General features: G+C 76.2%; 23 protein-coding genes and 1 rRNA gene. 6 read left to right on the forward strand and 18 right to left on the reverse strand.

What is annotated here, in order from left to right; genetic code table 11:
• Positions 1–17: 17 nt before the first annotated feature.
• The 12 genes from CLV92_RS19200 to CLV92_RS22090 all read right to left on the reverse strand — a co-directional run bounded on the left by CLV92_RS19200 (position 18) and on the right by CLV92_RS22090 (position 9325).
• Complete coding sequence (locus CLV92_RS19200; RefSeq protein ID WP_104435462.1) at positions 18–371, reverse strand: transcriptional regulator; 354 nt, start codon at positions 369–371, stop codon at positions 18–20.
• Positions 368–1051, reverse strand: coding sequence for a hypothetical protein (locus tag CLV92_RS19205; protein WP_104435464.1), 684 nt, complete (start codon positions 1049–1051; stop codon positions 368–370). The genes CLV92_RS19200 and CLV92_RS19205 overlap by 4 nt, the downstream gene beginning before the upstream one ends.
• A gap of 72 nt (positions 1052–1123) precedes the next feature.
• Entirely contained in the window at positions 1124–1753 is a 630-nt protein-coding gene (locus tag CLV92_RS19210; RefSeq protein WP_211291285.1) for an alpha/beta hydrolase, read from the reverse strand.
• Positions 1754–2017: 264 nt separating this feature from the next.
• A complete protein-coding gene (locus tag CLV92_RS19215; RefSeq protein ID WP_146099664.1) occupies positions 2018–2494 on the reverse strand; it encodes a hypothetical protein in 477 nt (158 codons plus the stop codon).
• Positions 2491–2901 carry a pilus assembly protein gene (locus CLV92_RS21140; RefSeq protein ID WP_245886985.1) on the reverse strand — a complete coding sequence of 137 codons (411 nt, stop codon included), beginning with the start codon at positions 2899–2901 and terminating at the stop codon, positions 2491–2493. Before CLV92_RS21140 ends, CLV92_RS19215 begins: the two co-directional genes overlap by 4 nt.
• 54 nt (positions 2902–2955) lie before the next feature.
• Positions 2956–3396 carry a TadE/TadG family type IV pilus assembly protein gene (locus CLV92_RS19220; RefSeq protein ID WP_104435469.1) on the reverse strand — a complete coding sequence of 147 codons (441 nt, stop codon included), beginning with the start codon at positions 3394–3396 and terminating at the stop codon, positions 2956–2958.
• Positions 3393–3590, reverse strand: coding sequence for a hypothetical protein (locus CLV92_RS19225; protein WP_425433593.1), 198 nt, complete (start codon positions 3588–3590; stop codon positions 3393–3395). The genes CLV92_RS19220 and CLV92_RS19225 overlap by 4 nt, the downstream gene beginning before the upstream one ends.
• 209 nt (positions 3591–3799) lie before the next feature.
• Positions 3800–4732 carry a type II secretion system F family protein gene (locus tag CLV92_RS19230; RefSeq protein WP_104435471.1) on the reverse strand — a complete coding sequence of 311 codons (933 nt, stop codon included), beginning with the start codon at positions 4730–4732 and terminating at the stop codon, positions 3800–3802.
• Positions 4729–5595 (reverse strand): type II secretion system F family protein, encoded by an 867-nt coding sequence (locus CLV92_RS19235; RefSeq protein WP_104435473.1) that lies wholly within the window; start codon positions 5593–5595, stop codon positions 4729–4731. The genes CLV92_RS19230 and CLV92_RS19235 overlap by 4 nt, the downstream gene beginning before the upstream one ends.
• Positions 5592–6827, reverse strand: a complete 1236-nt coding sequence (locus CLV92_RS19240) for a TadA family conjugal transfer-associated ATPase (RefSeq protein WP_104435475.1) — start codon at positions 6825–6827, stop codon at positions 5592–5594. Before CLV92_RS19240 ends, CLV92_RS19235 begins: the two co-directional genes overlap by 4 nt.
• 120 nt (positions 6828–6947) lie before the next feature.
• Entirely contained in the window at positions 6948–8027 is a 1080-nt protein-coding gene (locus CLV92_RS19245) for a tetratricopeptide repeat protein (protein ID WP_104435476.1), read from the reverse strand.
• Positions 8024–9325 carry an AAA family ATPase gene (locus CLV92_RS22090; RefSeq protein ID WP_104435478.1) on the reverse strand — a complete coding sequence of 434 codons (1302 nt, stop codon included), beginning with the start codon at positions 9323–9325 and terminating at the stop codon, positions 8024–8026. Before CLV92_RS22090 ends, CLV92_RS19245 begins: the two co-directional genes overlap by 4 nt.
• 139 nt (positions 9326–9464) lie before the next feature.
• Here CLV92_RS22090 and CLV92_RS19255 point away from each other — a divergent pair, with 139 nt between their 5' ends.
• The 4 genes from CLV92_RS19255 to CLV92_RS19270 all read left to right on the forward strand — a co-directional run bounded on the left by CLV92_RS19255 (position 9465) and on the right by CLV92_RS19270 (position 15729).
• A complete protein-coding gene (locus tag CLV92_RS19255; protein ID WP_146099666.1) occupies positions 9465–13859 on the forward strand; it encodes a type VII secretion EssC family protein in 4395 nt (1464 codons plus the stop codon).
• Positions 13856–14410, forward strand: coding sequence for a GNAT family N-acetyltransferase (locus tag CLV92_RS19260; protein ID WP_211291286.1), 555 nt, complete (start codon positions 13856–13858; stop codon positions 14408–14410). Before CLV92_RS19255 ends, CLV92_RS19260 begins: the two co-directional genes overlap by 4 nt.
• Positions 14411–14491: 81 nt before the next feature.
• Entirely contained in the window at positions 14492–14893 is a 402-nt protein-coding gene (locus tag CLV92_RS19265) for an ATP-binding protein (protein WP_211291287.1), read from the forward strand.
• Positions 14893–15729 (forward strand): RNA polymerase sigma factor SigF, encoded by an 837-nt coding sequence (locus CLV92_RS19270; protein WP_104435510.1) that lies wholly within the window; start codon positions 14893–14895, stop codon positions 15727–15729. The genes CLV92_RS19265 and CLV92_RS19270 overlap by 1 nt, the downstream gene beginning before the upstream one ends.
• Positions 15730–15744: 15 nt before the next feature.
• Here CLV92_RS19270 and CLV92_RS19275 read toward each other — a convergent pair whose 3' ends face one another.
• Positions 15745–16149, reverse strand: coding sequence for a hypothetical protein (locus CLV92_RS19275; RefSeq protein ID WP_104435483.1), 405 nt, complete (start codon positions 16147–16149; stop codon positions 15745–15747).
• A 312-nt stretch (positions 16150–16461) separates the two neighbouring features.
• On the opposite strand from CLV92_RS19275, the gene CLV92_RS19280 reads away from it, so the two are divergent.
• The gene (locus CLV92_RS19280) at positions 16462–16710 is read left to right on the forward strand and encodes a WhiB family transcriptional regulator (RefSeq protein ID WP_104435485.1); all 249 of its coding nucleotides are present in this window, start codon (positions 16462–16464) and stop codon (positions 16708–16710) included.
• Between the two features lie 69 nt (positions 16711–16779).
• Here CLV92_RS19280 and CLV92_RS19285 read toward each other — a convergent pair whose 3' ends face one another.
• The gene (locus CLV92_RS19285; protein WP_104435487.1) at positions 16780–18297 is read right to left on the reverse strand and encodes a PAS domain-containing sensor histidine kinase; all 1518 of its coding nucleotides are present in this window, start codon (positions 18295–18297) and stop codon (positions 16780–16782) included.
• 33 nt (positions 18298–18330) lie between these two features.
• A complete protein-coding gene (locus CLV92_RS19290) occupies positions 18331–23262 on the reverse strand; it encodes an NAD-glutamate dehydrogenase (protein ID WP_104435489.1) in 4932 nt (1643 codons plus the stop codon).
• 201 nt (positions 23263–23463) lie between these two features.
• Here CLV92_RS19290 and CLV92_RS19295 point away from each other — a divergent pair, with 201 nt between their 5' ends.
• Positions 23464–23958, forward strand: a complete 495-nt coding sequence (locus CLV92_RS19295) for a DUF2505 domain-containing protein (protein WP_158257340.1) — start codon at positions 23464–23466, stop codon at positions 23956–23958.
• 38 nt (positions 23959–23996) lie between these two features.
• Here the strand turns inward: CLV92_RS19295 and CLV92_RS19300 are convergent, their stop codons facing one another.
• From CLV92_RS19300 to rrf, 3 genes are all read right to left on the reverse strand, one after another.
• Complete coding sequence (locus CLV92_RS19300; RefSeq protein WP_104435512.1) at positions 23997–24554, reverse strand: DUF6912 family protein; 558 nt, start codon at positions 24552–24554, stop codon at positions 23997–23999.
• A gap of 7 nt (positions 24555–24561) precedes the next feature.
• Positions 24562–25344 (reverse strand): tetratricopeptide repeat protein, encoded by a 783-nt coding sequence (locus tag CLV92_RS19305; protein WP_104435493.1) that lies wholly within the window; start codon positions 25342–25344, stop codon positions 24562–24564.
• An 884-nt stretch (positions 25345–26228) separates the two neighbouring features.
• A 5S ribosomal RNA gene (gene rrf, locus CLV92_RS23250) occupies positions 26229–26311 on the reverse strand; the annotation flags it as partial.

Genomic DNA, 26311 nt, shown 5'->3' on the forward strand with positions numbered 1-26311 from the left:
GGGAGACGGGGCCCGGCTCAGGTGGGGCCGGGCTCATCCGTCCCGGCCTCGACGAGACCGTCGGCGCCGGCCAGCAGGCGGCGCACGGCGGCGGTGTAGTCGCGGAAGGCGCTGCGACCGGTGGCGGTGAGGGCGACGTAGGTGGCGGGCGTGCGCCGCTCGTGGGTCTTGGTGACCTCCACGTAGCCGGCGTCCTCGAGCTTGCGCAGGTGGGTGGAGAGGTTGCCCGCCGTCATGTCGAGCAGCTTCTGCAGGCGGGGGAAGGCGATGCGGTCGTCCGGGCCGAGGGCCGCGAGGGTGGCGGTGACCTTGAGCCGGGCGGCGGCGTGGATGACGGGGTCGAGGTGCGTCCCGTCGTCGGGTGGGGTCATCGCCCGGTCCCCGCGCGGCCGCGGCGGCGCAGGGCGAAGACCGCCGCGGTGAGCAGGAACCCCCCGCCGCCGGCCAGCGACATCGCCCAGTACAGGCCCGGCAGCCCCAGGAGCGCGCCGCCGCAGCCGGTCAGCAGGATCCAGGCACCCAGGGCGAACTGGTGCGGCTCGCGCCACAGCGCGCCCCCGGCGAGGTAGAGCAGGCCGACGACGAGCGCCGAGCCGCCGGCACTGAGGACCGCGAAGACCTGCGGGTCGGCGGTGTAGCGGTGCAGCGAGGCGATGAGCGCGGCGAGCGCGGCGAAGCCCAGGAGCCAGCTCCAGCCGTAGAGGGCGCCGGAGGTGGCTCCCGGTCCGGCGATGCCCGTGGTGGCCCGCGCGGTGTGCACGGTGGTGATCACCATTGCCGCCAGGAGCAGGAGCCCGAGCACGGGGGCCGCCGCGCCGGCGGAGAGGCCCAGCAGGCCGGAGCCGCCCAGGGACAGCGCGAACAGCAGGAAGCCCACGAGCCACGCCACCCCCCACGCGCCGTAGATCAGCACCGGGTCGACGGAGACGGCCTCGGACACCCGCCGCTGCTGCCGCTCGATGAGCGCCAGGGACTCGGCGGCGCCGAGCACCTCCTCGCCCGGTCCCGCCGTTCCGCCCCGCCGGGGCTCGTGGCGCTGCGTGCCGTCCATCGCGGTCTCCCTCCGTCGCAAACTTTGTATCGCAAAGTTCTCCGCGTCGACAAGAGGTTCGCGGTCAGGACCTCAGGCGCCCCAGCGCGCCTCCAGCCACTCCACCGCAGCCCGCGCGACCTCCGGCGGCACCACGTGCGCGCCGTCGAACTCCTCGTACGCCACCTCGTGGCCAGCCTCCCGCAACGGCGGCACCAGGCGCCGGCTCGTCGCGTCGATCGGCAGGACGTCGTCGTGCACCCCGTGCGAGACGAAGACCGCCGGCCGGCCGGCACGCGGTCCCCGCGGCACGAAGCCCGGGGAGAACGCCACGACGGCGGAGAAGAGGTCACCGTTGGCCAACCCGAGGCCCAGCGCGTACGAGGCGCCGTCGGAGAAGCCCGCCACCGCCACCCGGGCCGGATCCACCGGCACGGTCGCGAAGACCTCCGCCAGCGCCCGGTCGACGACCTCCACGTCCACCCCGAAGCCTCCGCCGACCGCGTCCCACGTCGCCCCGCGCGAGTCGGGCGCCACCAGCACCAGACCGTGCGCCTCCGCCAGCGGACGCAGCGGAGCCAGCCCGCCCGCCGCGTCCCCACCGGCACCGTGCAGCGCCACGACCAGCGGCACCGGCCCGTCCGCGGGCAGGCCGGGCGGCACCAGCAGCAGGGCATCGCGCACCGGCGCCACCCCCAGCGCCCGCTCCCCCGGCGGGGGCACCGCGCCACCCGAGCCGGAGGGGCGCGCCGTCAGGGACGCCGGACCGCGCTCGGGCCGGGCCCGGCCACCCCCGGGAGGTTCCTCCGCGGGAACTCCGGCGCGACGCTGCGGCGACGGGGCGGAGGTGCACCCCGCCAGCACCGCGGCGCATCCCGACAGGACGACCTTCCGTCGGATCGGCACGGCTCCGCAGTACCCCACCGCCCCCCGGACAACCGCGCCGGAGGGCATCCGGAGGGCATCCGGAGGGCATCCGGAGGCCCCTCAGGGGATGCGCGCCACCGCCCGGCTCGTCACCCGGACCACGAACCCCTCCCCGAGGCGCAGCGGACCCGCCGACGCCCACGGCGGCTCCAGCCGCGCCACCAGCACCACCACGGCCGTGCGCCCGTCCGGGGACCCCGTGCCCTCCCCCACCGCCACGTCCCCGCCCGCCCCCGCGGCAGCCGCCCGCTCCAGGAACTCCTCCGCGCTCGCCCGCACCGACGCGTCGCTCAACGGCACCCCCACCGCCCCCAGACCGCCGTCGGGCGCGTAGTAGCCCGCCGGGTCGAGGGCGTCGGCGGCGTCGACGGCAGCCGCGTCCGCCAGGGCCAGCACCCCCTTGCGCTGCAGGTGGACCGCGGAGGCCGCACCCACCACCAGCACCAGCACCACCGCGATGAGCGCGTACGCCAGCGACAGCAGCAGGATCCGCCCCTCGTCCGCACCTCCGGCCGCAGCCGACCCCGCGCCCGTCACGGCCCCTCCCCGGGCACCGCGAGGCGGTCGACCACCGCCACCCGCACCACCTCCACCGGAACCCGGGCCGGGACGCGGCGCCCCACCCAGGCCGGCACCAGCGGCAGGTCCACCTCCACGCGCACGCTCGCCCGGACCACCGCCCCCGGCGTGCGGCAGGGCTGCGCGGAGCACCGCAGCCGCACCTCGGCGGCGGTGGCCGCGAAACCCTGGTCCTCCGCGGCGAGCGCCACCGCCGCGGCCGCCCGGTCCTCCGCCACGCCGGCGTCCGCCGTGGCGGCCACGATCCGCGCCGCCTCCCGCGCGGCGCCCTCCGCCGCGAAGGCACCGGCCTGCACCCGCCCCAGGCAGAGCACCAGGTACAGCAACGGCACGAGCAGCAGCACCCCGACGGCGAGGAACTCCACCACCGCGCTGCCCGCGTCCCCGCCCCCCCGTCCGGGCGCCAGTCGTCCGGGCCCTCACGAACCCTCCACCAGGGCCTCCTCCAGCAGCGCCTCCTCCAGCAGGGCGTGCCCGCGCACGTCCAGACCACGCCCCGCCCCCAGCAACCCCACCACCGGAAGCGGCGCCCGCACCCGCACCTGCACCACGGCAGCGCCCTCCACCTCCACCACAGCGGCCGTGACCTCGCCGGCATAGCGCGCCGAGAGCGAGGTCCGCAGCAACTGCCTGGCGCGCTCCGCACCGGCCTCCGGAGAACTGCCCACCAGCGCGCCGAACCTGGCCCCCTCCGAGGCGCAGTCGGCCGCCGTGGCCCGCACGTGCAGCACCAGCGCCACCTGCAGCACGAGCAGGAACAGCAACGTCAGCAGCGCGCCGACCGCGGCGAACTCCGCGACCGCGGAACCGCCGTCGACCGCGGAGGACCCACCGTCGGCGGACCGGCCGGACCGGCTCACAGCTGCGCGAGCACCCGGTCCATCGAGGCGGTGAACAACTCCTCCAGCCGCGGCGCCGCCACGGCCCACAGCCCCACGACGAGACCCGCCGTCATCAGGGTGACCAGCACCCACCCCGGAACGTCACCGCGGTCACGCCCCGACGCCAGCGCGGTGCGCACCCGAACCCCCGCGGCCGCGGCCACCCACGCCACGAGCCCCAGGAGCCGTGCACGCCCCGCCAGCACCGAATTCCTCGAAACGGTTCCCACCGCAGTTCCTCCCTCCCGGTGACCGGACCACCCGGCCACCGAACCTGCCCGAACCCGCCCGGACCGACGCGGAACCCCCCGGAACGGAGAGACCACGCCGACCGCGACGCCCAACACCACGACGCCGGGCAGCGCACGTCCACCGACCCCGGTCACGGCCCGACCTGCAGCACGGCCATCCCCGGGAACACCGCGAAGACCACCGTCACCGGCAGCACCAGCAGGACCACCGGCACGAGCATCCAGATCTCACGACGCCCGCCGGCCTCCAGCAACTGCCGCCGCCCGGCCTCCCGCACGTCCCCCGCCTGCGCGCGCAGCACCTCCGCCATCGGCGTGCCCCGCTCCGCTGACACCACCACGGCGTCGACGAAGCGCCGCAGGGCCGGCACGTCGCAGCGCAGCGCGAACCCGTCCAGCGCCACCGCCAGCGGCGCACCGGCCCGCACGTCACCCAGCACCCGCCGCAACTCCGAACCCACCGCCCCCGACGACGCGCGCGCCACCCGCTCCAGCGCCGCCGCCACGCCCTCGCCCGCCCCCACCGACAGCGCCAGCAGCTCCGCCGCCGCGGGGAACTCCGCGAGGACCCGCTCCCGGCGCCGCCGCGCCGACCAGCTGAGGGCGGAGTCCCGCGCCAGCACCCCCGCCGCGGCGGCGATGAGCACCAGCAGCACCATCGGCACCGGCGCCCACCCCCGCCGCGCCGCCACGAGCAGGCACAGCAGCACCCCGGCACCGGCACCCGTCAGACCCCACAGCACCTGCTGCGCGCGGAACTGCGCCGGCGTCAGCGCGCCGCCCACCACGTCGAGCCGCCGGCGCACCGACGCCGCACCGCCCAGGACCCGGTCCACCCACCCCGCAGCGTCCGCCAGCAGCGGCGCCGCCAGCCGCGCCAGCACCCGCAGCGGAGCGGGACCCGTCGCCGGCTCCTCGACGCGCCCACCGCCGGGCCCGGCCAGGTACGGCGCCAGCCGCACCGTCAGGTCGACTCCCGTGCGCCACGGCCGGCGCGCCACCACGAGGCACAGGCCCGTTCCGCACGCCAGCCCGAGCCCCGCCCCCAGCAGCGTTCCGCTCACCGCAGGACCCGCCGCTCCACGGGCAGCCGCCCGATGGCCAGCATCAGCCGGTAGGCGAGCAGGGACCCAGCCGCGCCACCGGCCAGGACCGCCGACCCCGCGGCCGAGTCGTAGGCCCGCACCGCCTCCGGCCGGCTCGCCAGCAGGGCCAGCACCACCCACGGAGCCGCCACGGCCAGCCGCGCACCGTTCACCGTCCAGCTCTGCCGTGCCTGCAGCTCCCCGCGCACCCGCGCGTCCTCCCGCAGGAACGCCGAGAGGGTCCGCAGCAGCCTCCCCAGGTCGCTGCCGCCGACCTGCCGGGTCATCCGCAGCGCCTCCAGCAGGCGGTCCGCGACGGGGTCCGCCAGCTCCTCCTTGAGGACGTCGAGCTCCGCCTCGAAGGCGCCGGAGGTGCGGTAGCGCAGGGCGAAGCGCGCGAAGGGCGGGCGCAGCTCCTCCGGGCCGCGCTCACCGAGGGCGGCCACGGCCTCGGGCAGGGACAGCCCCGCACGCACCGCCGAGGCCAGGTTGTCGACGGCGTCCGGCCACAGCTGCGCGACCTGGACGCGGCGCCTGCCCCCGCGCCAGCGCACCAGGCCCCACGGAGCCCACCCCGCGATGACCGCGGCGCACGCGCCCAGGGACCAGACCCCGGTCAGCAGCAGCGCGGCCGAACCCGCCACGGCCGCACACGCGGCGCAGGCACCGGCGAACGCGCCCGGCGCCACCCCACGCACCTCCGCCTGCGCGAGCGCCTCCCGAACGCGGCCGGGCCGGGGTTCCGACGCGGCCGCGAGCACCCGCGGCGACGGAACCCAGCAGGCGCTGAAGGCGGTGAACAACCCGGCCCCGAGCAGCAAGCCGCACAGCAGGCCCGTCACCGGCGCGGCCCCCCGTCCCCCAGCAGCGCACGCAGGTCGAAACCCGCGCGGGCGAACCTGTCCGCGTGCGGCGGCCAGCCGGTTCCGCGCACCAGCCCACCGCTCCAGGGGTGCGGGTCGGTCCCGAAGACCTCACCGGTCTCGACGACGTCGCCCTCCACCCGGCCCGTCACGGCGAGGACCTCCCGCACCCGCCGCCGCCCGTCCCGGTCCAGCTCGGCGTGCACGACGAGGTCGATGGACGCGGCGACCGTGGGCACCACGAACCTGCTGGAGACGTTCTCCCCGGCCAGCAGCGGCAGGGTGCACATCTTCGTCACCGCTTCCCGCGCGCCGTTGGCGTGCACCGTGCACATCCCCGGCAGACCCGAGTTCAGCGCGATCAGCAGGTCCAGGCTCTCCGCCTGCCGCACCTCGCCGACGAGGAGCCGGTCCGGGCGCATCCGCAGCGCCTCCTTCACCAGGCGCCGCAGCGGAACCTCACCCGCACCCTCCAGGTTCGCCTGCCGGCACTGCAGGCCCACCACGTCGCGCAGCGGCACCTGCAGCTCGAACACCTCCTCGCAGGTGATGACGCGCTGCTGCGCGGGGATCGCGGCGGCGAGGCAGTTCAGGAGGGTCGTCTTCCCCGCCTGCGTCCCGCCGGAGACGAGGATGTTCAGCCCCGCGGCCACGGCGGCCTCCAGGAACCGCGCGACGGGAGCGGTCAGCGACCCCAGCGCGACGAGGTCGTCGAGGCGCCGGGCGCGGGCGACGAACCGGCGGATGTTCACCGCCCAGTGGGCGCGGGTGATGTCGGGGATCGCCACGTGCAGCCGGGAACCGTCGGGCAGTGCGGCGTCGACGAACGGTGAACTCACGTCGACGCGCCGCCCGGACGCGGCGAGCATGCGCTCGACGAGGTCGCAGACCTGCTCGGAGCGCAGGATCGTCGTGGTGAGTTCCGCGACCCCGCCCCGGGCGACGAACACCTTCCCGGGTTCGTTGATCCAGATCTCCTCGACGAGCGGGTCGTCGAAGTACTGCTGGAGCGGACCCCACCCCGAGAGGGAACCGACCAGCGCCCTGACCGCCGCGTCCGGGTCGTCCAGGCGCGGCAGCGACCCGTCGAGGGAGCGCACGTCGTAGTCGACGACGGCCGCGCGCACCAGGTCGGCGACGGGGGTCCCCGTCCCTGCGCCACGGCGCAGCGCGCCGCGGACCTCGTCCTCGACGATCCGCAGTGCCTCCACGCCGCACCTCCGGTGGCATCCACCGGCGCTCGCCGGTGCACGGGCACGGTAGGGAGGCGCACCGCGGCGGCGTTCGGGTGATGTGGACAACACGGCCCGGAGGCCCTGCGCCGCCGGTCGTCAGGTCCTGCGCGCCCGCCGGGAGGCGGCCACGAGGTAGACGACGTTGAGGATGCCGATCGGCAGCAGGGCCAGCACGGCGAACGGCGCGAGGTCGCGGGGCAGGAGGGCCAGCGCCACCGCCGTCCCCGCCATCGCGACGGTGAGCAGCCACGCCAGCAGGAGCAGCGGCCGGCGCAGCGCCCGCCGCCGGACGGGTCCGCGCAGCGCCGGGGGCACCTGGCGCCAGGTGCGGTGGACCCACCGCCCCACGAGGGCGAGTCCGACGAGTCCGACGAGCCGGCGCACCGGCAGCCACCCGCGCGTCCCCTCCGCATCGATCTCCAGCCCGAGGGCGACGGCGACCGCGACGAGGAGCAGGAGCGCGAAGAGGTACAGCCGCCGGGCCAGCACGAGGGCGAGGACGTCCAGGTTCGTCCGCGTCACCGGCGACTGGGGATCGACGGCGAGAGCGGCACCGAACGAGCGAGCGGCCGCACCGATCTCCCTGTGCTGCAGCAGCTCCACCCCGAGGTCGTTGTGGGCGGTGGCGTTCTGGGGATCCAGCTCCAGCACCCGCACCAGCGCCTGCCGCTCCATCGTCCGCTCGCCCAGCGCGTCGGCTGCCTGCGCGACGGCGTAGTGGCACTCCGGCGACAGCGGATCCAGCTCCACCGCCCGACGGGCGGCGTCGAGCGCCTCCCGCGCGCGCCCGACGCGGCACAGCACCCCGGCCAGCGTCGCGTGGGTCTCCGCCTTCTCCGGAGCGCACCGGAGCGCACCGCGGGCCGCCCGCACCGCCTCCTCCAGCTGCCCCAGCCCCAGCAGCGCGGCGCTCGCCAGGCGGTGCCCGGCCTCCGCCGTCGGCTCCACCGCCAGCCCGCGGTTGACGGCGTCCAGGCCTCTCCGGAAGTCGCCGAGCGAGATCCTCGCCAGCCCGAGGAGGAAGTGCGCGGCTGCGTTCCCCGGGTCCGCGGCCAGCACCTCCCCTGCCGCCCGGGCGGCGTCCTCCCAGCGCCCCGTCTCCGCCAGCAGCGCGGCTCGGCGCAGCTCCACCCCGGCGGGGTCCAGGGAGTCCTCGGCGGGAGCCGCCGCGCTCACAGCAGCCGCCGCTTCCTCAGGTAGTCGCGCAGCTCGTCGTACTCACCGCTCTCGTTCGCGTACAGCGCCACGTTGCGCGCCTGCTCCAACCACGCGGCCGTCGACGGGCGCGTCTCCGCCACGGCGGCCAGGAGGTCCGTCATGCCGATCGTGCGCACGGTGCCGGTGCGCATCGAGTCCGCCAGCGCCCGCTCCGCCGCCGACTCGCACACGGACGCGAGGTCGGCCCCGGAGAAGTCCTCGGTGCGCTTGACGAGCTTCGCCAGGTCGACCCCCGCGACCGGGCGTCCCTGCAGGTGGTGGCGGAGGATCGCCTCGCGGGCCGGGGCGTCGGGCGGCAGGACCAGGACGGTGCGACCGAGGCGGCCGGGCCGGCGCAGCGCGGGGTCGACGTCCCAGGGGGCGTTGGTCGCGGCCAGCACGAAGACGCCCTCGTTGTCGCCGCCCATGCCGTCCAGCTCCGTCAGCAGCTGCTGCACGGTCGTGCGCATCCCGCTGTTGCGGGTGAGGCTCCGCTTCATGCCGATCGCGTCGACCTCGTCGAGGAAGAGCACGCAGGGCGCCTTGCGCCGCGCCTGCTGGAAGACGCGGTGCAGGTTGCGCTCGCTGTTGCCCAGCCACATGTCCAGCACGTCGGAGAGCGCCACGGAGAGGAAACCGGCGCCCATCTGCCCGGCGAGCGCGCGGGCGATGAACGTCTTGCCGCAGCCGGGCGGGCCGTACAGCAGCAGCCCGCCGCTCAGGCTCTTGCCGTAGAGCGCCCGCAGGCGCGGGTCGCTCATGGGGCCGAGGAACGACAGCTGGAGCCGCTCCTTGACGTGCCGCATCCCGCCCACGTCGTCGAGCGTGACCGTCGGGCGTTCCGCCTCACCCTCGTCCGCATCGTCGTCGTCCTCGTCGTCGGAGGACTCGACGAAGACGGGGGGCACGACGGCGCCGAGGTCCTCCTCCGCCCGTCGCCAGTCGAAGCGCTCCCCCGCCCCCGCCGGCGGGTCCTGACGCGCGCCCCCCGCCGGCGGGTCCTGACGCGCGCCCCCCGCCGGCGGGTCCTGACGCGCGCCCCCCGCCGGCGGGTCCACGGCGGTCGCCGGCGTCTGGGCGGCGAGGACCCGGGCCATGAGAGCCCGCGCCGGCGCCGAGGACGGATCCGCCTGCAGCGCCGCCACCGCGTGCACCAGGGCCTGGTCCGCGTCCCCGCCCGCGACCAGCAGCTCGGCCAGGTGCAGGCGCAGGGGCAGGTCCCGGGGAGCGGCGTCGACGGCTGCCTGCAGGCTGCGCAGGAGAGCGGGGTCGGTCACGGGGACTCCAGGGTCGGGCCGGTGCGAGCGGCGCCCACGGTAGAGGGCGCCGCACCACCTCCGCGTCCCCCGCCGGGGCGCCCGGGGCCTGTGGACGACGGGCTCCCCGCTACCGGTGGCGCTGGAAGCATCCGGCGCCGTGCTGCTGCGCCTGACCGTGACCGCCCGCACCTGCGGTGGACCGCGACCGCGGCGATGGGCGGTCGACGTGGAGGTCGCCGCCGCGCCGGGCACCCCGTGGTGCGAGGTCGAGCGGGAGGTCCGCGCGCTGACCCCCGACTGGCCGGGTCGCCCGCGCGTGGCGGGGACAGTCCTGGCGCCCGATGCCCCGGTCGGCAGTGCCCCCCTGCTCCACGGCGCGGTGCTCGACGTGGGAGAGGACGCCGCACCCCGCCCCGCCACCCGCGCCGCCGCTCGCGCCTCGGCTCGCGCCACGGCAGCGCGCGTCGTGCTGGCCGTCACGGGAGGTCCCGATGCCGGCCGCCGCCTGAGCCTGCCCCGCGGCACCCACGTGCTCGGTCGCGGCTCCGCACCGGAGCAGGTCGCCGACGAGGGCCTCTCCCGGCGCCACCTCCTCCTGCACGCGCCGGCCGGGCCCGCGGGCGCGGAGGTGGAGGACCTGGGCTCCGCCAACGGCTCCTGGCTCGAACGCGACGGGGAACGCCGCGAGCTCGGGGCACGACAGCGCCTCGACGTCCCCGGCCAGCGGCTGGTCGCCGGCTCGTCGACGTTCGCCCTCCTCCCCGCCCCGCCCCCGCCCGCCGCCTGCACCGGCGACGGCGCCGGCCACGTCCTGCTCAACCGGGCGCCGCGGCTGCGTCCCGGCACCGCGGAGCGGCTCCTGCGGCTGCCCGCCGAACCTGCCCCCGGGGCGCGTCCCGCCTTCCCGTGGCTCGCCGCCTCCGTCCCCCTGGTCCTCGCCGTGGTCATGGCGATCGTGTGGAGCCCGCTGTCCCTGCTGCTGGGGCTGGCCTCGCCGGTCCTGGTCCTCGGGCAGTGGTGGAGCGACCGGCGCGGTGGGGCGCGGCGCGACGAGGGGGCGCAGCGGCAGCACCGGGAGCAGTGCGACGCCGTGCGCGCCGACCTGGCGGAGGCCCTGGCCGCGGAGCACGCCGAGCGGCACCGCGCGGCACCCGACGCGGTCTCGCTGCTGGACGCGGTGCGCACGCCGGGGCGGCGGCTGTGGGAGCGCACCGCCGACGCGGACGACGCGCTGCGGCTGCGCCTGGGCAGCGGTGACCTGCCCGCCGCGAGCTGCGGCCTGCACGGCGAGCCGGACGCCTCCGTGCTGCGGGGGGTGCCCGTGGAGGTGGACCTCGGCGCGGCCGGCGTCCTCGGCGTGTGCGGACCGCGGACGGCCGTCCTCGGCGTCGCGCGCTTCCTGCTCGGGCAGGTCGCGACCTGGCACAGCCCCGACGAGGTCGCCGTCGCGGTGCTCGCGGCGGACGAGGACGCCGAGGCGGACTGGGGGTGGACCGCATGGCTGCCGCACACCCGCTCCGCGCTGGAGCCCGGGGCCGCCGGGGCCCCGGCCAGCCGCACCGCCGGGTGCGCGCAGGACCAGGACCGGGTGCAGCGCATCGTCGCGGAGCTGCTCACCGTGGTCGGCGCCGGCCGGCGGCAGGCCGGCGGCCCGTCCGGGCCCGGGGCGCGCCGCCGCGTCGTGCTCCTGCTCGACGGGGCGCAGCGGCTGCGCTCGCTGCCGGGCGTCGCCGACCTGCTGCGGGAGGGCCCGGACGCCGGGGTGTCCGTGATCTGCCTCGAGGAGGACCCCGCCCGGCTGCCCGCGGAGTGCCGCGCGCTGCTGTCCCTGCCCGCCGCGGGCACCGGGGAGGCGTCACTGAGCGCGGACGGGCAGCAGGTGCTGGCCCTGCGCGCAGATGCCACGGGCGCCGCCTGGGCGTGGGACGTGGCGAGGTCGCTGGCGCCGTTGCGCGACGCCACCCCCGCGCCCGTGGCCGCCACCCTCCCCGCCACCGTGCGGCTCGTCGACCTGCTGCGCCGGGGCCCGGCGGCCGTGGACGCCCACGACGCCACCTCGGTCGCCGCGGCGTGGCGGCGGGAACCGGCGTCGACGCGCGTCCTCCTCGGCCACGACGGGCGTGCGGCGCTGAGCGTGGACCTGGCCGTGGACGGTCCCCACGCGCTCGTGGCGGGCACCACCGGGTCGGGCAAGTCAGAGCTGCTGCAGGCGCTGGTCGCGGCGCTGGCCGTGGGGAACCGGCCGGAGGAGCTGCAGTTCGTCCTCGTGGACTACAAGGGCGGCTCGGCCTTCGCGGAGTGCGCCGCCCTGCCGCACTGCGCGGGCCTGGTGACCGACCTCGACGAGCACCTCACCCGGCGGGCGCTGCGCAGCCTGACCGCGGAGGTCCGCCGCCGCGAGCGGCTGCTGCGGGCAGCGGGGGCGAACGACCTGGCGGCGCTGCGTGCGGCGGCGGGTCCCGGAGGGTCCTGCCCGCCCCGGCTGGTGCTCGTCGTCGACGAGTTCCGGGTGCTGGCGGAGGAGCTGCCGGACTTCGTGGGCGGGCTGGTGCGCATCGCCGCGGTCGGCCGCTCGCTCGGCATCCACCTGGTCCTGGCGACGCAGCGCCCGGCCGGTGTCGTCAGCGCCGACATCCGCGCCAACACCAACCTGCGGATCGCGCTGCGGGTGCAGGACCGCGCGGACGGGGTGGACGTGGTGGGCGTCGCGGACCCCGCGCTGCTGGACGAGCGCACGCCGGGGCGGGCGGTGCTGCGCAGCGGCGGAGGCGCCGTCCGCACGGTGCAGGTGGCACGGGTGGGTGGCGCTCCCCCCGCACCGGCGGGCGCGAGGGTGCGGGTGCGACCGGTGCGCTTCGGGGCTCCGGCGGAGCAGTCCGCCGCGGGCCCGTCGGAGGCCGCGGAGCCCCCGGAGGCCGCGAGCAGCGACCTGCGGCTGCTGGTGGCGGCGCTGCGCGCGGCCGCCGTCGACGTGGACGCGGAGGCGCCGGCGAGCCCCTGGCTGCCGCCCCTGCCGGAACGGGTGGCGTCGGCGGACCTGCCACCGCCCGCCGTCGCGGGCACCGCGCTGCCGTGGGGCCTGCTCGACCTGCCCGACCTGCAGGAGCGGCGGAGCGCGACCTGGGACCTCGCCGAGGGGCAGCACCTGCTCGTCGTGGGCACGGTCCGCAGCGGCCGCAGCACCCTCGTCAGGACGCTGCTCGCGGCGGCCGGGGCACCGCCGCCGGCTCCCGTGCACTGCTACGTCCTCGACGCCGGCGGGACGCTCGCCGACCTGGACGGGGCGCCGCACGTGGGTGCCGTGGTCGGGCCGGAGGAGCTGTGGCGGGCGGGCAGGGTGCTGGCGCGGCTGCTGGCGGAGGTGGAGTCCCGCCGCGCCCTCTTCGCCTCCCTCGGTGTGCGGAGCCTGGAGGAGCAGCAGGGCTGCCCGGGCGCCGGACGGCCGCTGCCGTACCTGCTGCTGGCCGTGGACGGGTGGGACACCTGGTCGCGGGTGCTCGCCGAGGCCGATCCCAGCGCGGCCGACGCCGTGCCGCGCCTGCTGCGGGAGGGCTCGGCGCTGGGCGTGCGGGTGCTGCTCACCGGCGACCGGGGGCTGCTGACGTCCGCGGTCGCCTCCGCCGCGGGCTGCACCGTCCTGCTGCGGCTGTCGGACCGGGCGGACGCCGCGCTGGCGGGCGTGGACCCGCGCCAGGTGCCGCTCGGCGTCCCGGCGGGGCGCGGGCTGCGGGTGCGCGACGGTCGCGCGGAGGAGGTGCAGGTGGCGCTGCCCCCGGCGGCCGCTGCTGCGCGGGCGGCCGCTGCGCGGGCGGCCGCTGCGGGGGCGCGACCGTGGCGGGTGCGCCCGCTGCCGGCGCGGTGCTCGTGGGCGGACACCGCGCCGGCGCCGGCGGACGCGGGCGGGCGCCTGCCGCCCCTGCTGCTCGGATCGGGCGGTGACGAGGCCGCGCCCGTGCACCTCGACCTCGGCGCCCCGGGCTCCTGCGCGCTCGTCGCGGGTCCGCCCGGGTCGGGCCGCTCGTGGGCGCTGGCGCTGCTGGCGGCGCGCACGGCAGCGGCGGGCTGGCCGGTAGCGCTCGTGCGCCCCACCGCCGCAGCAGCCCCGCCGGCCTCCCTCGGCTGCTTCGCGCCCGGGACGGGACGGGAGCTGGCGGCGGCCCTCGACGCCGCACGCGCGGACGGGCGCGAGGCGCTGGTCCTGGTGGACGACCTGGAGGAGCTGCTGGACTCCGACGTGGAGGAGGTGGTGCTGCGCCGCCTCGCCGCCCGGGGCGGCGAACGCGTCGTGGGCGCCGGCCGCAGCGCGGACCTGGCGGCTGCGTACCGGGGGCTGGCGGTGTCGCTGCGCCGCAGCGGGTCCGGCCTGCTGTTGGGGGCGGGCCCCCGCGTGGACGGGGAGGCGCTGGGCCTGCGCTCCCTGCTCGCCCCGGGGCCGGGGCCGGGGGCCGGGTTCCTGGTGGCGCCGGGAACCGGCGCGGGACCGGTGCCCGTGCGGCTGGCCGGGTTCCCCGGCGGGGCGGAGGACGGCCGGGGCCGTACGGTGTCGGGGTGACGAGCGACGACGGCCGCCCCGCCACGGAGCACTTCCGCATCCGGGAGGCGCGCCCCGCCGACTGCCCGCAGATCGCCGCCCTGGTCCGGGAGCTCGCGGCCTACGAGCGCGAGCCGGACGCGGCCACGGCGGGACCGGAGGACTTCGAGCGCGCGTTCTTCGCGCCGGACCCCCGCGTGAGCTGCCTGGTGGCCGAGGTCGTCGCGGCGGACGGCAGCACCGACGGGGAGCTGGCGGGCCTGGCCGTCTGGTACGTCACCTTCTCGACGTGGCAGGGCCGGCACGGCATGTGGCTGGAGGACCTCTTCGTGCGGCCGCAGCACCGCCGGCTCGGCATCGGCCGGGCGCTGTTCGCCGAGCTGGGCCGTCGCTGCGCCGAGCAGGGCTGGGGGCGGCTGGAGTGGTGGGTGCTCGACTGGAACGCCCCCGCGCACGCCTTCTACCAGGAGATCGGGGGCGTGGCGCAGGACGGCTGGACGACGTGGCGGCTCGACGGGGCCGCCCTGGCGGAGCTGGGATCCACCCACACCACGGCTACGAACCCTTCGTGAGTACGGCTCGACGCTGCGCATCTGCGAGTCTGGTGCAGGAGGGCGCGCCGGTGGGCGCCCGTGATCTGGAGAGGACGGACCGTGGCAACGACACAGGCCGGTGAAGTGACCGGCAGTGACCTCGTCGAGTTGAGGGTTCCTGCCGATCCCGCCTACCTGACCGTCGTGCGCACCGCGAGCGCGGGCCTGGCCGCACGTCTGGACCTCACCCTCGACGAGATCGAGGACCTCCGCATCGCGGTGGACGAGGCCTGCACCCTGCTGCTCGACCCGCAGGCCGAGGCGGGCGAGATCGTCGCCACCTTCCGGCTCGGGTCGGGCGTGCTCGAGGTGGAGGTGCGGGGACCGGCCACCGCCCTGCCGGAGCGCTCGAGCTTCGCGTGGGCGGTCCTCGAGGCGCTCGTCGGGGAGGTCTCCACCGGCCAGTCCGACACCGGCGCGTGGATCGTCCTGCGGCACACGCGGGCGAGGGGGGCGACGTGATGGCGGCCGTCGAGGGCGGCGACGCGGGCCGCGAGGTGCTGACCGGCCCGCCCAGCGCGCGCCGCGGCGACGAGCCGCTGACGCGGTACGGGCCCGGTGCGGCGCCCGAGGTCGACGACTTCGCCCGCTTCGCGGCGCTGCCCGAGGGCGCGCCGGGGCGCGCGGCGCTGCGGGAGGAGCTGCTGCGACGCCACCTGCAGCTCGCCGACCACCTGGCTCGCCGCTTCTCCGGGCGCGGGGAGCCCCACGACGACCTCGTGCAGGTCGCCACGATCGGCCTCATCAAGGCGCTCGACCGCTTCGACCCCAGCCGCGGCGTGCCCTTCCCCGCCTACGCGATCCCGACGATGCTGGGCGAGGTCAAGCGGCACTTCCGCGACCGTGGCTGGGCGCTGCGCGTGCCCCGGCGGATGCAGGAGACGGGCCGGGCCCTCGCCGACGCGAGGGAGACGTTGACCCACGAGCTGGGACGGGCGCCGACGATCGCCGAGCTCGCCGCTCGCACCGGCCGGGACGCCGACGAGGTGGTGGAGGTCCTGGAGTCGGCCAACGCCTACTCCACCGTCCCCCTCGACGCGGCGTCGCCGGACTCGGGCGCCGCCCACCTCGGCAGCGTGGACGAGCAGCTGGAGCGGGTCGACAACCGGGAGGCGCTGCGTCCGCTGCTGGCCCAGCTGCCCCCGCGGGAGCGCCGCATCCTGGCTCTGCGCTTCGTCCGCGGCATGTCCCAGTCGCAGATCGCGGCCGAGGTCGGCATCTCGCAGATGCACGTCTCGCGCCTGCTGAGCCGGACCCTCGGCCAGCTGCGGGAGGGCCTGGGCACCGACAGCGCCTGAGCGCCCGGCCCGGTCTCACTCCACGACGGCGTCGACCACGTCCCGGTGGAAGAGCAACGCGACGGCCACGACCGCCGGCACCGCCAGCAGGATCCCCGCCCACGTCGTGCCGCTGGGGATCTGGGGGAGGCCGACCGCGAGCTGGAGGATCTGCCACACCAGCAGCGGCGCGCGGGCGGCGCGCCGGCGGTGCCACAGCGCTCGCGCCCCCAGGCCGAGACCGGCGGCGAAGCCCAGGGCGATCACCACGAGGCCGACGGCACCCGCCGTCTCGGTGGCTTCCGCGGTGGCCAGTCCCCACACCAGGTAGGCGGCCCACCCGACCAGCAGCAGCGCCTCCAGCAGCACGAGGCCGACGAGGACGCGCAGCAGCGGCGGGCGGGTGGAGACCGGTGGGGCGGGACGCGAGGAGCTGGTCACGACGGAACGGTATCCGCCGGCGCGGCGGTGACCCTGCGTGCGGGAACACGTGCGGATGGACGCGACGTTACGTGCGTGTGACGAAAACCTCAGGCGCACGCGGTCAAGACCCCGCCAACCCCCTTGTGGGCCGGGCCTGAGCATGTGAATCTGTTCTCAACGAGATCCCCGACGGGTGGCGGTCGTGCGCGACCAGGGCCCGTCCAGGCACCGCCGGCGTCGCCGGTGCTCTGGGATCACCGTACACGACCCCGCACTGTGCGGAGTCATGTGCGTACCCGACACCGCAACGCATGAGGAGTGGAAACAACGATGGACTGGCGTCACCGTTCCGCCTGCCTTGACGAGGATCCCGAGCTGTTCTTCCCGATCGGGAACACGGGCCCGGCCATCCTGCAGATCGAGGAGGCCAAGGCCGTGTGCCGTCGCTGCGACGTCGTCGACTCGTGCCTGAAGTGGGCACTGGAGACCGGGCAGGACGCCGGTGTCTGGGGCGGCCTGTCCGAGGACGAGCGCCGCGCCCTCAAGCGCCGCGCCGCCCGCGCCCGCCGCGCCGGCTGAGGCAGCGCCCAGCAGATCGCTCGAACGTGGGAGGAGCCCCGACCCTCAGGGTCGGGGCTCCTCCCACGTTCAGGACCGGGCCGCCGGATCCTGACGGCGCGCGGAGCGGATCCGCGCCTCCAGGACCACCTCGGTGCCGCCCTTCGGGCTCGTGCCGAAGTCCATCCGGCCGCGCAGCTCCCCCGCGACGAGCGAGTGCACGATCTGCGTGCCGAGCCCGGAGCGTCCCACCGCGAAGTCCGGCGGCAGGCCCACCCCGTCGTCGGACACCACCACCACGAGGCGCTCGTCGTCCTGGCGCTCGACCTGCACCTGGACGGTGCCCTCCTCCCCGGGGCGGTAGCCGTGCTCGACGGCGTTGGTCACCAGCTCCGTCAGCACCAGCGCCAGGGGCGTGGCGTCCTCCTGGCGCAGCGCCCCGAAGCGGCCGTCCCGCTGGATGTGGACCCGGGCGGAGGTCGACGTGGCGACCTCCGCGGCCAGCATCAGGCAGCGGTCGAGGACCTGGTCGAAGTCGACGTGCTCGTCGACGCCCTGGGCGAGCGTCTCGTGCACCAGGGCGATCGTCGCCACCCGCCGCATCGCCTCCTGCAGGGCCGCGCGCCCCTCGTCGGAGCGGATGCGCCGCGCCTGCAGGCGCAGCAGCGCCGCCACCGTCTGCAGGTTGTTCTTGACCCGGTGGTGCACCTCACGGATCGTCGCGTCCTTCGTCATCAGCTCCCGCTCGCGACGGCGCAGCTCCGAGACGTCGCGCACCAGGAGGATCGCGCCCACCCGCGTCGGCGCCGAGGTCGGCCCCTCCCGCCGCACCAGCGGGATCGCCCGCATCGACAGCGTCGCGGCGTCCGTCTCCAGGTCCGTGCGCCAGGGCGCGCGGCCCATGACGACCAGCGGCAGCGACTCGTCGACCGGCAGGTGCGAGGCCACGAGGTTGGAGCAGATCTCCGCGAGGCTGGCCCCCACCAGGTCGCCGAGGAGCCCGGCCCGGTGGAAGGCCGACAGGGCGTTGGGGCTGGCGTAGGTGACCGTCCCCTCCGCGTCGAGGCGGAGCATGCCGTCACCGACGCGGGGGGCGCCGCGGCGCGAGCCCGTCGGGGCCCCCGCCTGCGGGAAGTCCCCGGCGGCGACCATGCGCGTCAGGTCGTCGGCGCACTTGACGTAGCTGAGCTCCAGGCGGCTCGGGGTGCGCGACGCGGCCAGGTTGGTGTGGCGCGCCAGCACGGCGAGCACCCGGCCGTCGCGGACGACGGGGATCGTCTCCTCGCGCACGGCGGCGTCGTCGTCCCACTCGGGGTCGCGCCCGCGGATCGTGCGGCCCTCGTCGAAGCTGGCGTCGACCTGCGGGCGGCGGCCGCGCTCGAGCACCGCGCCGACCACGTCGTCGTAGTGGACCGTGGGTCCCGTGGTGGGCCGGCAGTGCGCCACGGCGACGAAGCGGCGCCCGCCCGCCGCGGGGGCCCACAGCACCAGGTCGGCGAAGGACAGGTCGGACACCAGCTGCCAGTCCCCCACGAGCAGTCGCAGCCATTCGGCGTCGGCGGGGTCGAGGTCCGTCTGGGTGCGCAGCAGGTCGGTGGTGGAGGGCACCCCAGCAGCGTAGGGGCGCCCTCCACCCACGTCTCAGCCGGTGCGCAGGACCGTGCGCAGGACGCGCAGCGCCACCGACAGCGACGCCAGGTCCGCGCGTTCGAGCGAGCGGATCTCGGTCATCGTCTGGCGCGCGCGTCGCACCGCGGCCGCGTTGGCCTCCTCCCACTCCACGACGCGCTCCACCGGGTCCCGCTCCACCTGCACCTCCGCACCCTCCGAGGCGGCCGCCTCGTGCACGAGGACGGCTCGGGTGAGGTCGCGCAGCGCGGCGTACAGGTCGTCGCGCAGCGCCGCACGGGCGAGGGACTCCCAGCGGTCGCTGCGCTCCAGCTCGCTGATCCGGGTCAGCAGGTCGTCGATGCCGTGGTGGGCGGACACTGCGTACCAGGTGGCCGCCACCTCCTCCGGCGCACGGCCGAGCTCCTCGGCCAGCTCCGTGACGTCCAGCAGCGAGAACCCGTAGAGCAGGCTCGCCCAGGTGGTCGCGTCGGTCTCGGGAACCCCCAGTCCGACGAGCTCCTCCACCTCGGCGCGCAGGGCCTCGGCCTCCGCACCGCGCAGCAGCTCCGGCACGCGCGGCGCCAGCTCCCCCAGCACGTCGCGGAAGCGCTGCACCTCCGCCGGCACGTCCAGCCCCTCCGGCCGCGCGTGCAGGAACCAGCGCACCGCCCGGTCGAGCAGGCGCTGCACCTCCACGTGCAGCCGCGCCTGCACCGAGGTCGGGACCACCCCGTCCAGCGCCTCCACCGCCTGCGTCAGCCGCTGCACCGCGAACACGTCGCGCACGACGACGTAGGCGTGCGCGACGTCCGCTGCGCCGGCGCCGGTCTCCTCCTGCGCGCGGAAGGCGAAGGTGATGCCGCTGTGGTTCACCATGTCGTTGACCAGCACCGTGGTGGCGATCTCGCGGCGCAGCGGATGCTCCAGGAGGCGGTCGCCGAAGCGCTGCACCACCTCTGAGGGGAAGTAGGCGCGCAGCAGTCGCGACGTCCACTCCTCGTCGGGCAGACCGCTGGCCAGGATCGCCCCCGCCAGCGACGTCTTGGCGTAGGCGGTGACCACCGACAGCTCGGGGACGGTGAGACCACCGCCCTCCCGCCCGCGCCGCTCCAGCTCCGCGTTCGAGGGCAGGAACTCCAGGTCGCGGTCCAGGGCGCCGGACTCCTCGAGCGCGTCGAGGAAGCGCCGGTGCGCGGGCAGCAACCGGGCGGCGGAGGCCCCCTCCACCGACAGGAGCACGTTCTGCTCGTAGTTGCCGCGCAGCACGAGCCTGGCCACCTCGTCGGTCATCCGCCCGAGGGTGGCGTTGCGCTCGTCGCCGTCGAGCCGACCGTCGGCGACCAGGTGGTCGAGCAGGATCTTGATGTTGACCTCGTGGTCGCTGCAGTCGACGCCCGCGGAGTTGTCGATCGCGTCGGTGTTGAGCTTCACGCCGGCACCGCCCGCTCCCCGCAGCGCCGCCTCCACGCGTCCGCGCTGGGTGAAGCCGAGGTTGCCGCCCTCACCCACCACGCGGACGCGCAGGTCGCAACCGTCGATGCGGACCGGGTCGTTGGCCTTGTCGCCGACCTCGGCGTGCTCCTCCGTCGACGCCTTCACGTAGGTGCCGATGCCGCCGTTCCAGAAGAGGTCGACGGGCGCCTTCAGCACGGCCCGCACCAGGTCCGTGGGGCTCATGCGCGTCGTGCCCTCCGGCAGGCCGAGGCGATCCGCCACCTGCGGGGTGATCGGGATCGACTTGGCCGTGCGCGAGTGGACACCCCCGCCGGGGCTGATGAGGGCCCTGTCGTAGTCGGCCCAGGAGGAACGGCCGAGTCCGAAGAGGCGCCGCCGCTCCGCGAAGGACGCCGCCGGGTCGGGGTCGGGGTCGAGGAAGACGTGGCGGTGGTCGAAGGCCGCCACGAGCTTGATGTGCTCCGAGAGCAGCATGCCGTTGCCGAACACGTCACCGCTCATGTCGCCGACGCCGACGACGGTGATGTCCGTCGTCTGCGGGTCGACCCCCAGTTCCCGGAAGTGCCGGCGCACGCTCTCCCACGCGCCGCGGGCCGTGATGCCCATCGCCTTGTGGTCGTAGCCGTTGGAGCCTCCGGAGGCGAAGGCGTCGCCGAGCCAGAACCCCTTCTCCCGGGCGATGGCGTTGGCGGTGTCGGAGAACGTCGCGGTCCCCTTGTCGGCGGCGACGACGAGGTAGGGGTCGTCGCCGTCGTAGCGGACCACGTCGGCCGGCGGCACGACGACCTGCTGCTCACCTTCCGTGCGCAGGTTGTCGGTGACGTCGAGCAGTCCGGAGATGAACGTCTTGTAGCAGGCGACGCCCTCCGCCCACCACGCGTCGCGGTCGACGGAGGGATCGGGCAGCTGCTTGCCGACGAAGCCGCCCTTGGCGCCCGTGGGCACGATGACGGCGTTCTTCACGATCTGCGCCTTCACCAGCCCCAGGATCTCGGTGCGGAAGTCCTCGCGCCGGTCGGACCAGCGCAGTCCGCCGCGGGCCACGTCGCCGAAGCGCAGGTGCACGCCCTCCACGCGCGGGCTGTACACCCAGATCTCGTACTTCGGGGTGGGCTCCGGAATCCCCGCGACGCCGGACGGGTCGAGCTTGAACGACAGGTACGGGTGCGACCGCCCGTCGGTGCCCGCCTGGTAGGCGTTGGTGCGCAGAACCGACTGCACCACCGACATCAGCGCCCGCAGGATGCGGTCGGCGTCGAGGCCGTCGACGTCGTCGAGCGCCCCGTTCGCCTCCTCCAGCACCGCCGCCACGGTCTCCTGCCGCTCCGTGGCGTCGAGGGAGCGGGCCGGGGCGAAGCGCGCCTCGAACAGCCGCACCAGGAGCCGGGTGGCGCCGGTGTTGGCCAGCAGCGTGCCCGCCACGTAGTCGAGGCTGTAGGGCAGGCCGACCTGGCGCAGGTAGCGGACCAGGGCGCGCACGATGGCGACCTGGCGCCAGGACAGCTGCGCCGCGAGGACGAGGCGGCTGAGGGAGTCGCTCTCGGCCTGGCCGGACCAGGCCGCGGCGAACGCGCCGGTGAACAGCTCCTGCAGGGACTCCAGGTCCGCGCCGGGCCGCTGCAGCTCCGCGGGCAGGCGGAAGCCGAAGTCGTAGACCCACGCGGTGGGCCCGTCGGCGCGGTGCAGGGTGTGCGGGTGCTCGTCGGTGACCTCCACGCCGAGGTCGCCCAGCAGGGGCAGGACTGTGCTCAGCGTCACCGGGGCGGCGCGGTAGAAGATGAGCCGCCAGATGCCGGCCTCCGACTCCTCCGGCTCGTGCAGGGCGAGCTGGGGGGTCTCGTCGCCGTCCGTGACGGCCTTCAGCACCTCGTCGAGGCGCAGCAGCTCCACCACCGCCGTGAAGGGGGTGACGTCCACCCGGTAGGCCTCGGGCACGCCCCGCACCCAGCGGCGGACCAGGGCGGCGCCCTCGTCCTCGCCGAGCACGTCGCGGGCGGCGTCGGCGAAGTCGTCCTCCCAGCTGCGCGAGGCCCGCACCAGGGCGGCCTCCAGCTCGGCGGGGTCCACCTGGGGCAGCTCCTGCCCGGGGCGGGCGCGGACCACGACGTGCAGGCGCGCCAGCACGGACTCGGAGACGGCCAGGGTGTGCTCGACGCTCTCCGCGTCGAACGCCTCCTGCAGGACCCGCTCCATCTCCGCACCGACCTGGGTGGAGTACCGGTCGCGGGGCAGGAAGATCAGGCAGGACATGAACCGGCGGTAGTCGTCCTGGCGCAGGAACAGCCGCGTGCGGCGGCGCTCCTGCAGCCGCAGCACGGCGATGGCGTTCTTGAAGATGTCCCCGACGGGTGCCTGCAGCAGCTCGTCGCGGGGGAAGGTCTCCAGGACGGTCAGGAGGTCCTTGGCGGAGTGCCCGCTGGCGGAGAACCCCGCCCGGGCCATGACCGCGGCGACCTTCTCGGCGACGACCGGGACCCGACGGACGCTCTCCGTGTACGCGGAGGAGGTGAGCAGCCCCAGGAAGCGGCGCTCCCCCACGACCCTGCCCTCGGCGTCGAAGGTCTTCACGCCGACGTAGTCGAGGTAGGCGGGCCGGTGCACCGTCGCGCGGGCGTTGGCCTTGGTGATGACGAGGGCCCGGGGCTCGCGGGCCTTCTCCCGCACTGGTCCGCTGAGCCGGCGTGCCGGCGTGCGGGGCCGGTCGCGGGAGTCCGACAGCACGCCCAGGCCCGTGCCCGGCCTGGCAGTCAGCACGTCCTCGCCGTCCTCGGTGACCAGGTCGTACTCGCGGTAGCCGAGGAACGTGAAGCGGTCGTCCGCGAGCCAGCGCAGGAAGCGCTCCGCGGTGTGCAGCTCGTCGCGGTCCAGCACCGCCGGCGGGGCGTCGCGCAGCTCGTCGGCGAGCTCAAGGGCCTTCGTGCGCATGGGCGCCCAGTCGCGCACGGCGGCCCGCACGTCGGCGAGGACCCGCGCAATGGCGTCGGCGAGGCGCTGACGGCTGCCGGCGTCGTCGAGGCGGTCCACCTCGACGTGGATCCATGACTCCCGCCCGCAGTCGGCGTCGAGCTCGCCGGGCGCGCAGAACCCGGTCAGGGCACCGGACTCGGCGCGGCGCACGTCGAGCTGGGGGTGGAGGAGCAGGTGGATGCCGAGCCCCTGCCGGGTGATCTCGGCGGTGACCGAGTCCACGAGGAAGGGCATGTCGTCGGTGACGACCTCGACGATGCTGCGACGGCTGCTGCCCGCGGCTGCGTGGACGCGGACGATCGTCCCTCCGGCCTCTCGCTCGGCGGCTGTGCGCACGTGGGACAGCAGCGCTGCTGCCACGTCGGCGGACTGCCGCTGCGCGAGCTCGTCGTCGGAGGTGTGGGCGTAGTAGTGGGCGAGGGCTTCCTCGAGGGCCCCGGGCGGCTGCAGCACGGGGGGCAGGTCATCCCCCGCGGCGAGGAGGGCAGCGCTGGCTGCACGGATCGACGGGCTGGACTGTTCGGCGACGTTGCCGGGCATTGTGTGCTCCGTAGTGGCGGTCGGGGTCGACGCTTCCCCGACCCTAGTCCTGCTCGCCGGTCCTGCTCGCCACCGCCCGGCGCACCGCCAGCCGCTTCGCCACTCCCACGCGCTCGGGCCCCGCCGCACAGGTGCCCTGACCTAGGCTGAGGTCACCACGGCCGCCACCGGGCGTGCCGGCGCTGCCGCGGAGGTGTGGGCGTGCGACTGCACGAGGAGGTCCGTTACGAGGCCGGCCCGGAGGCCGTCTTCGCCGTGCTCACCGATCCGGAGTTCCTCGTGGCGAGGTGCCGTGCCAGCGGCGCGCTGGAGCAGTCCACGGACGTCGTCCCCTCCGGTGCGGGCTGCCGCGTCACCGTGCGCCGGGCCCTGCCCACCCGTGGCCTGCCCGACGCGGCGGCGAGGTTCCTCGGTGAGCGGATGGTGCTGGCGGAGACCGTCGTCTGGGGGCCGGCGCAGGACGGCGGCCGACGCGGCTCCCTGCACGTGGTCATCGAGGGGGCTCCGGTCACGCTCACCGGAGAGGTCGCCCTGAGCCCGGCGGGGGCCGGGTGCGTGCAGGTGTTCGACGCCGACCTGGTCGCCAAGGTGCCCCTCTTCGGGGGGAAGGTGGAGCAGGCCGCCGCCCCCGCGCTGCGCGCCGGGCTCCTCGCCGAGGCCGAGCTGGCCGGGCAGTGGCTCGCCCAACGCTCCTGAGGTCGCGTCCAGGGCGGTGAGCCCGCCCGCCGACGGGCTCAGTCGGAGCCGGTGAGGTCCTCGATCTCGGAGGCGTCGTACCAGAGGAGCTCGTGGCCCTCCGCGGCGCCCACGACGAACTGCGCGTCCTCGTCCCCGGCGGCGGCCGCGTCGAGCGCCAGGACGGCTGCCTGGACGTCCGCCACGGCCTCCTCGTCGTCGACGTGCACGCTGACGAGCGCCGAGCGCGGGACGTCCACCACCGCGAGGAGCGCGGAGCGCCCCGTGCCGGCCAGATCGGCCGCAGGGACGGCGGCCACCGCTGCGGCGGGCAGGTCCAGCGCGAGGACGACCCGGCGGCGCGGGGCGTCCGGCTCGCTCGCGAGCAGGTGCAGCGACCTCTCGGCCGCGTCACTGGAGGCCGCGTACTCCAGTTCCTCCTCGAGCTCCTTCGGGTCGGCGTCGACGTACCACTCCCGGAGAGCGGGGGTGACGCCGTGCACCTGGACGGGCGCCACCGCCAGCGGCGCGGTCTCCGCGCCCAGCGCCATCTGCTGCAGTCGCGCGAGCGTCGTGGGCAGGTAGACGCGGACGGCGTGCTGCCCGGCGTGCGTCATCCCCGCCTCACGCGTCGCCGCGGGGGTGCTGCGGCGCGCTGGAGCGCTCACCGCCGTCGGAGCGCTCGACGTGGTCCTCCGCCGACTCGACGTCGTCGAAGAAACGGATGCCGTCCATCTCGGCGAGGCGCTCGTCGGCGTCCGTCTCCCCGAGGTGGTCGGCGTCGGCGGCTCGCTCGAACCACTGCCGGGCCTCCCTCGCCCGGCCCATCTCGGACAGGACGTCTGCGTAGGCGTACCAGAGGCGCGGCTGCCACGGCTTCGCCCGCTCCCGCATCTGGAGTTCGGGCCCCTGCAGAGCGACGACAGCTGCTTCCGTCTGCCCGAGATCGCGGCGCGCCCCCGCAGCGACGATCAGCATCTCGACACGTCCTCCTTCATCGAGCTCCCGCGCTTCCGCAGAGGCCGCCAACTCGAGAGCACGCTCGGGACGCCCGAGCCCGCGCTCGCAGTCGGCCATGATCGGCAGGTGGGTCGGGTCACCCGTCAGTCTCCTGGCGGTGCGCAGCTCCGCCAGCGCGGCGTCGAAGTGCCCGGCCCGGTAGGCGGCGATGCCTGCGGCCTCGCGCACCATACCGATGCGGCCGGCACGACGTTGCGCGGCCCGCGCGTGCTGCCAGGCCGCCTCGGGGTCTTCGTCCACGAGGCGGCCCGCCATGACGAGGTGACGGGAGACCGTCAGGGCGTTCTGGGCGGACAGGCCGCGGAGGGCCCCACGCGCCTCGGCGTCCAGCTCGCGGCCGGTGACGTCCTCGGGAAGTGCAGGCTCGGCCTCACGTTCGGCACGCACGCGCTCCGGCGGCCTAGTGCTGCGCCGCTCGTCCGCGCCGGACGAGGGGCGACCGGTCCAGCGGCTACCCGCACCAGAAGGGCGCCCCGGCGTCCTGGACGACGTGTCCGGCGCTCCGGCCCGCGGGGGCCTGCTGACGCGGCGATCGTCCCCGGACGAACGCTCAGCGCGCCCTCCGGCGCCGTTCGCTTGCACGCCGCGGGGACCGCCCGACGAACCGCCGCGCGACGCGGCCGGAGCCCCACTCCCCTGCTCGCGCGGCCCACGGGGACCGCCCGACGAACCGCCGCGCGACGCGGCCGGAGCCCCAGGCCGACGAACCCCATCCGAGGGTGTACCGCCACGCTGCTCGGGACGCGCAGCGCCGGCCCGTCGCGGAGCCGCGCTCGAGGCGCCCCCGTCGCTCGGTCCGGACCGATCACGATTCCGATGGTCTCCGGAACGGCCCGGCGCGTCGCCCCGCCCCTGAGTCGACCGATCGGCACCCTCTGGCCGCTTCCACGACCCCGGTCCACTCGCGCGCTGCTGACTGCGCCCCCCGCTGGACCCCCGTGCCGCACCACGACCATCAGCCGATGCCTGACCACGGCCGGTGTTGGGCTTGTCTCGGCGATCCGCGGAACCGCTGCGCTGCTCCGGCCGACGCCGAGGCGGCTCGGATTCGTGGGTGGAGGGTCCTGAAGTCACGGGGAGCCTCTCAGGAGGCGCCGGCCCACGGCTCCCCACCGGTCAGGCGGAGCAGCCGCATGCGCGACGAGTCGGTCGTCTCTGTTGACGTTGGGGGTGACGCAGCAACGGGTGCAGGGGCACGCCCACCCACGCGGCTCTTCCCGTGGGAAGAGAGCCGTCGTGGGGGCCGCGCCCCTGCAGACCTTTCACGTTGAGTCCGGCGGTGTCCTACTCTCCCACCCCCTCCCGGAGGCAGTACCATCGGCGCTGGAGGGCTTAGCTTCCGGGTTCGGAATGT

Origin of the sequence: Kineococcus xinjiangensis (assembly GCF_002934625.1) — a bacterium.
Taxonomy (GTDB): Bacteria; Actinomycetota; Actinomycetes; order Actinomycetales; family Kineococcaceae; genus Kineococcus_A; species Kineococcus_A xinjiangensis.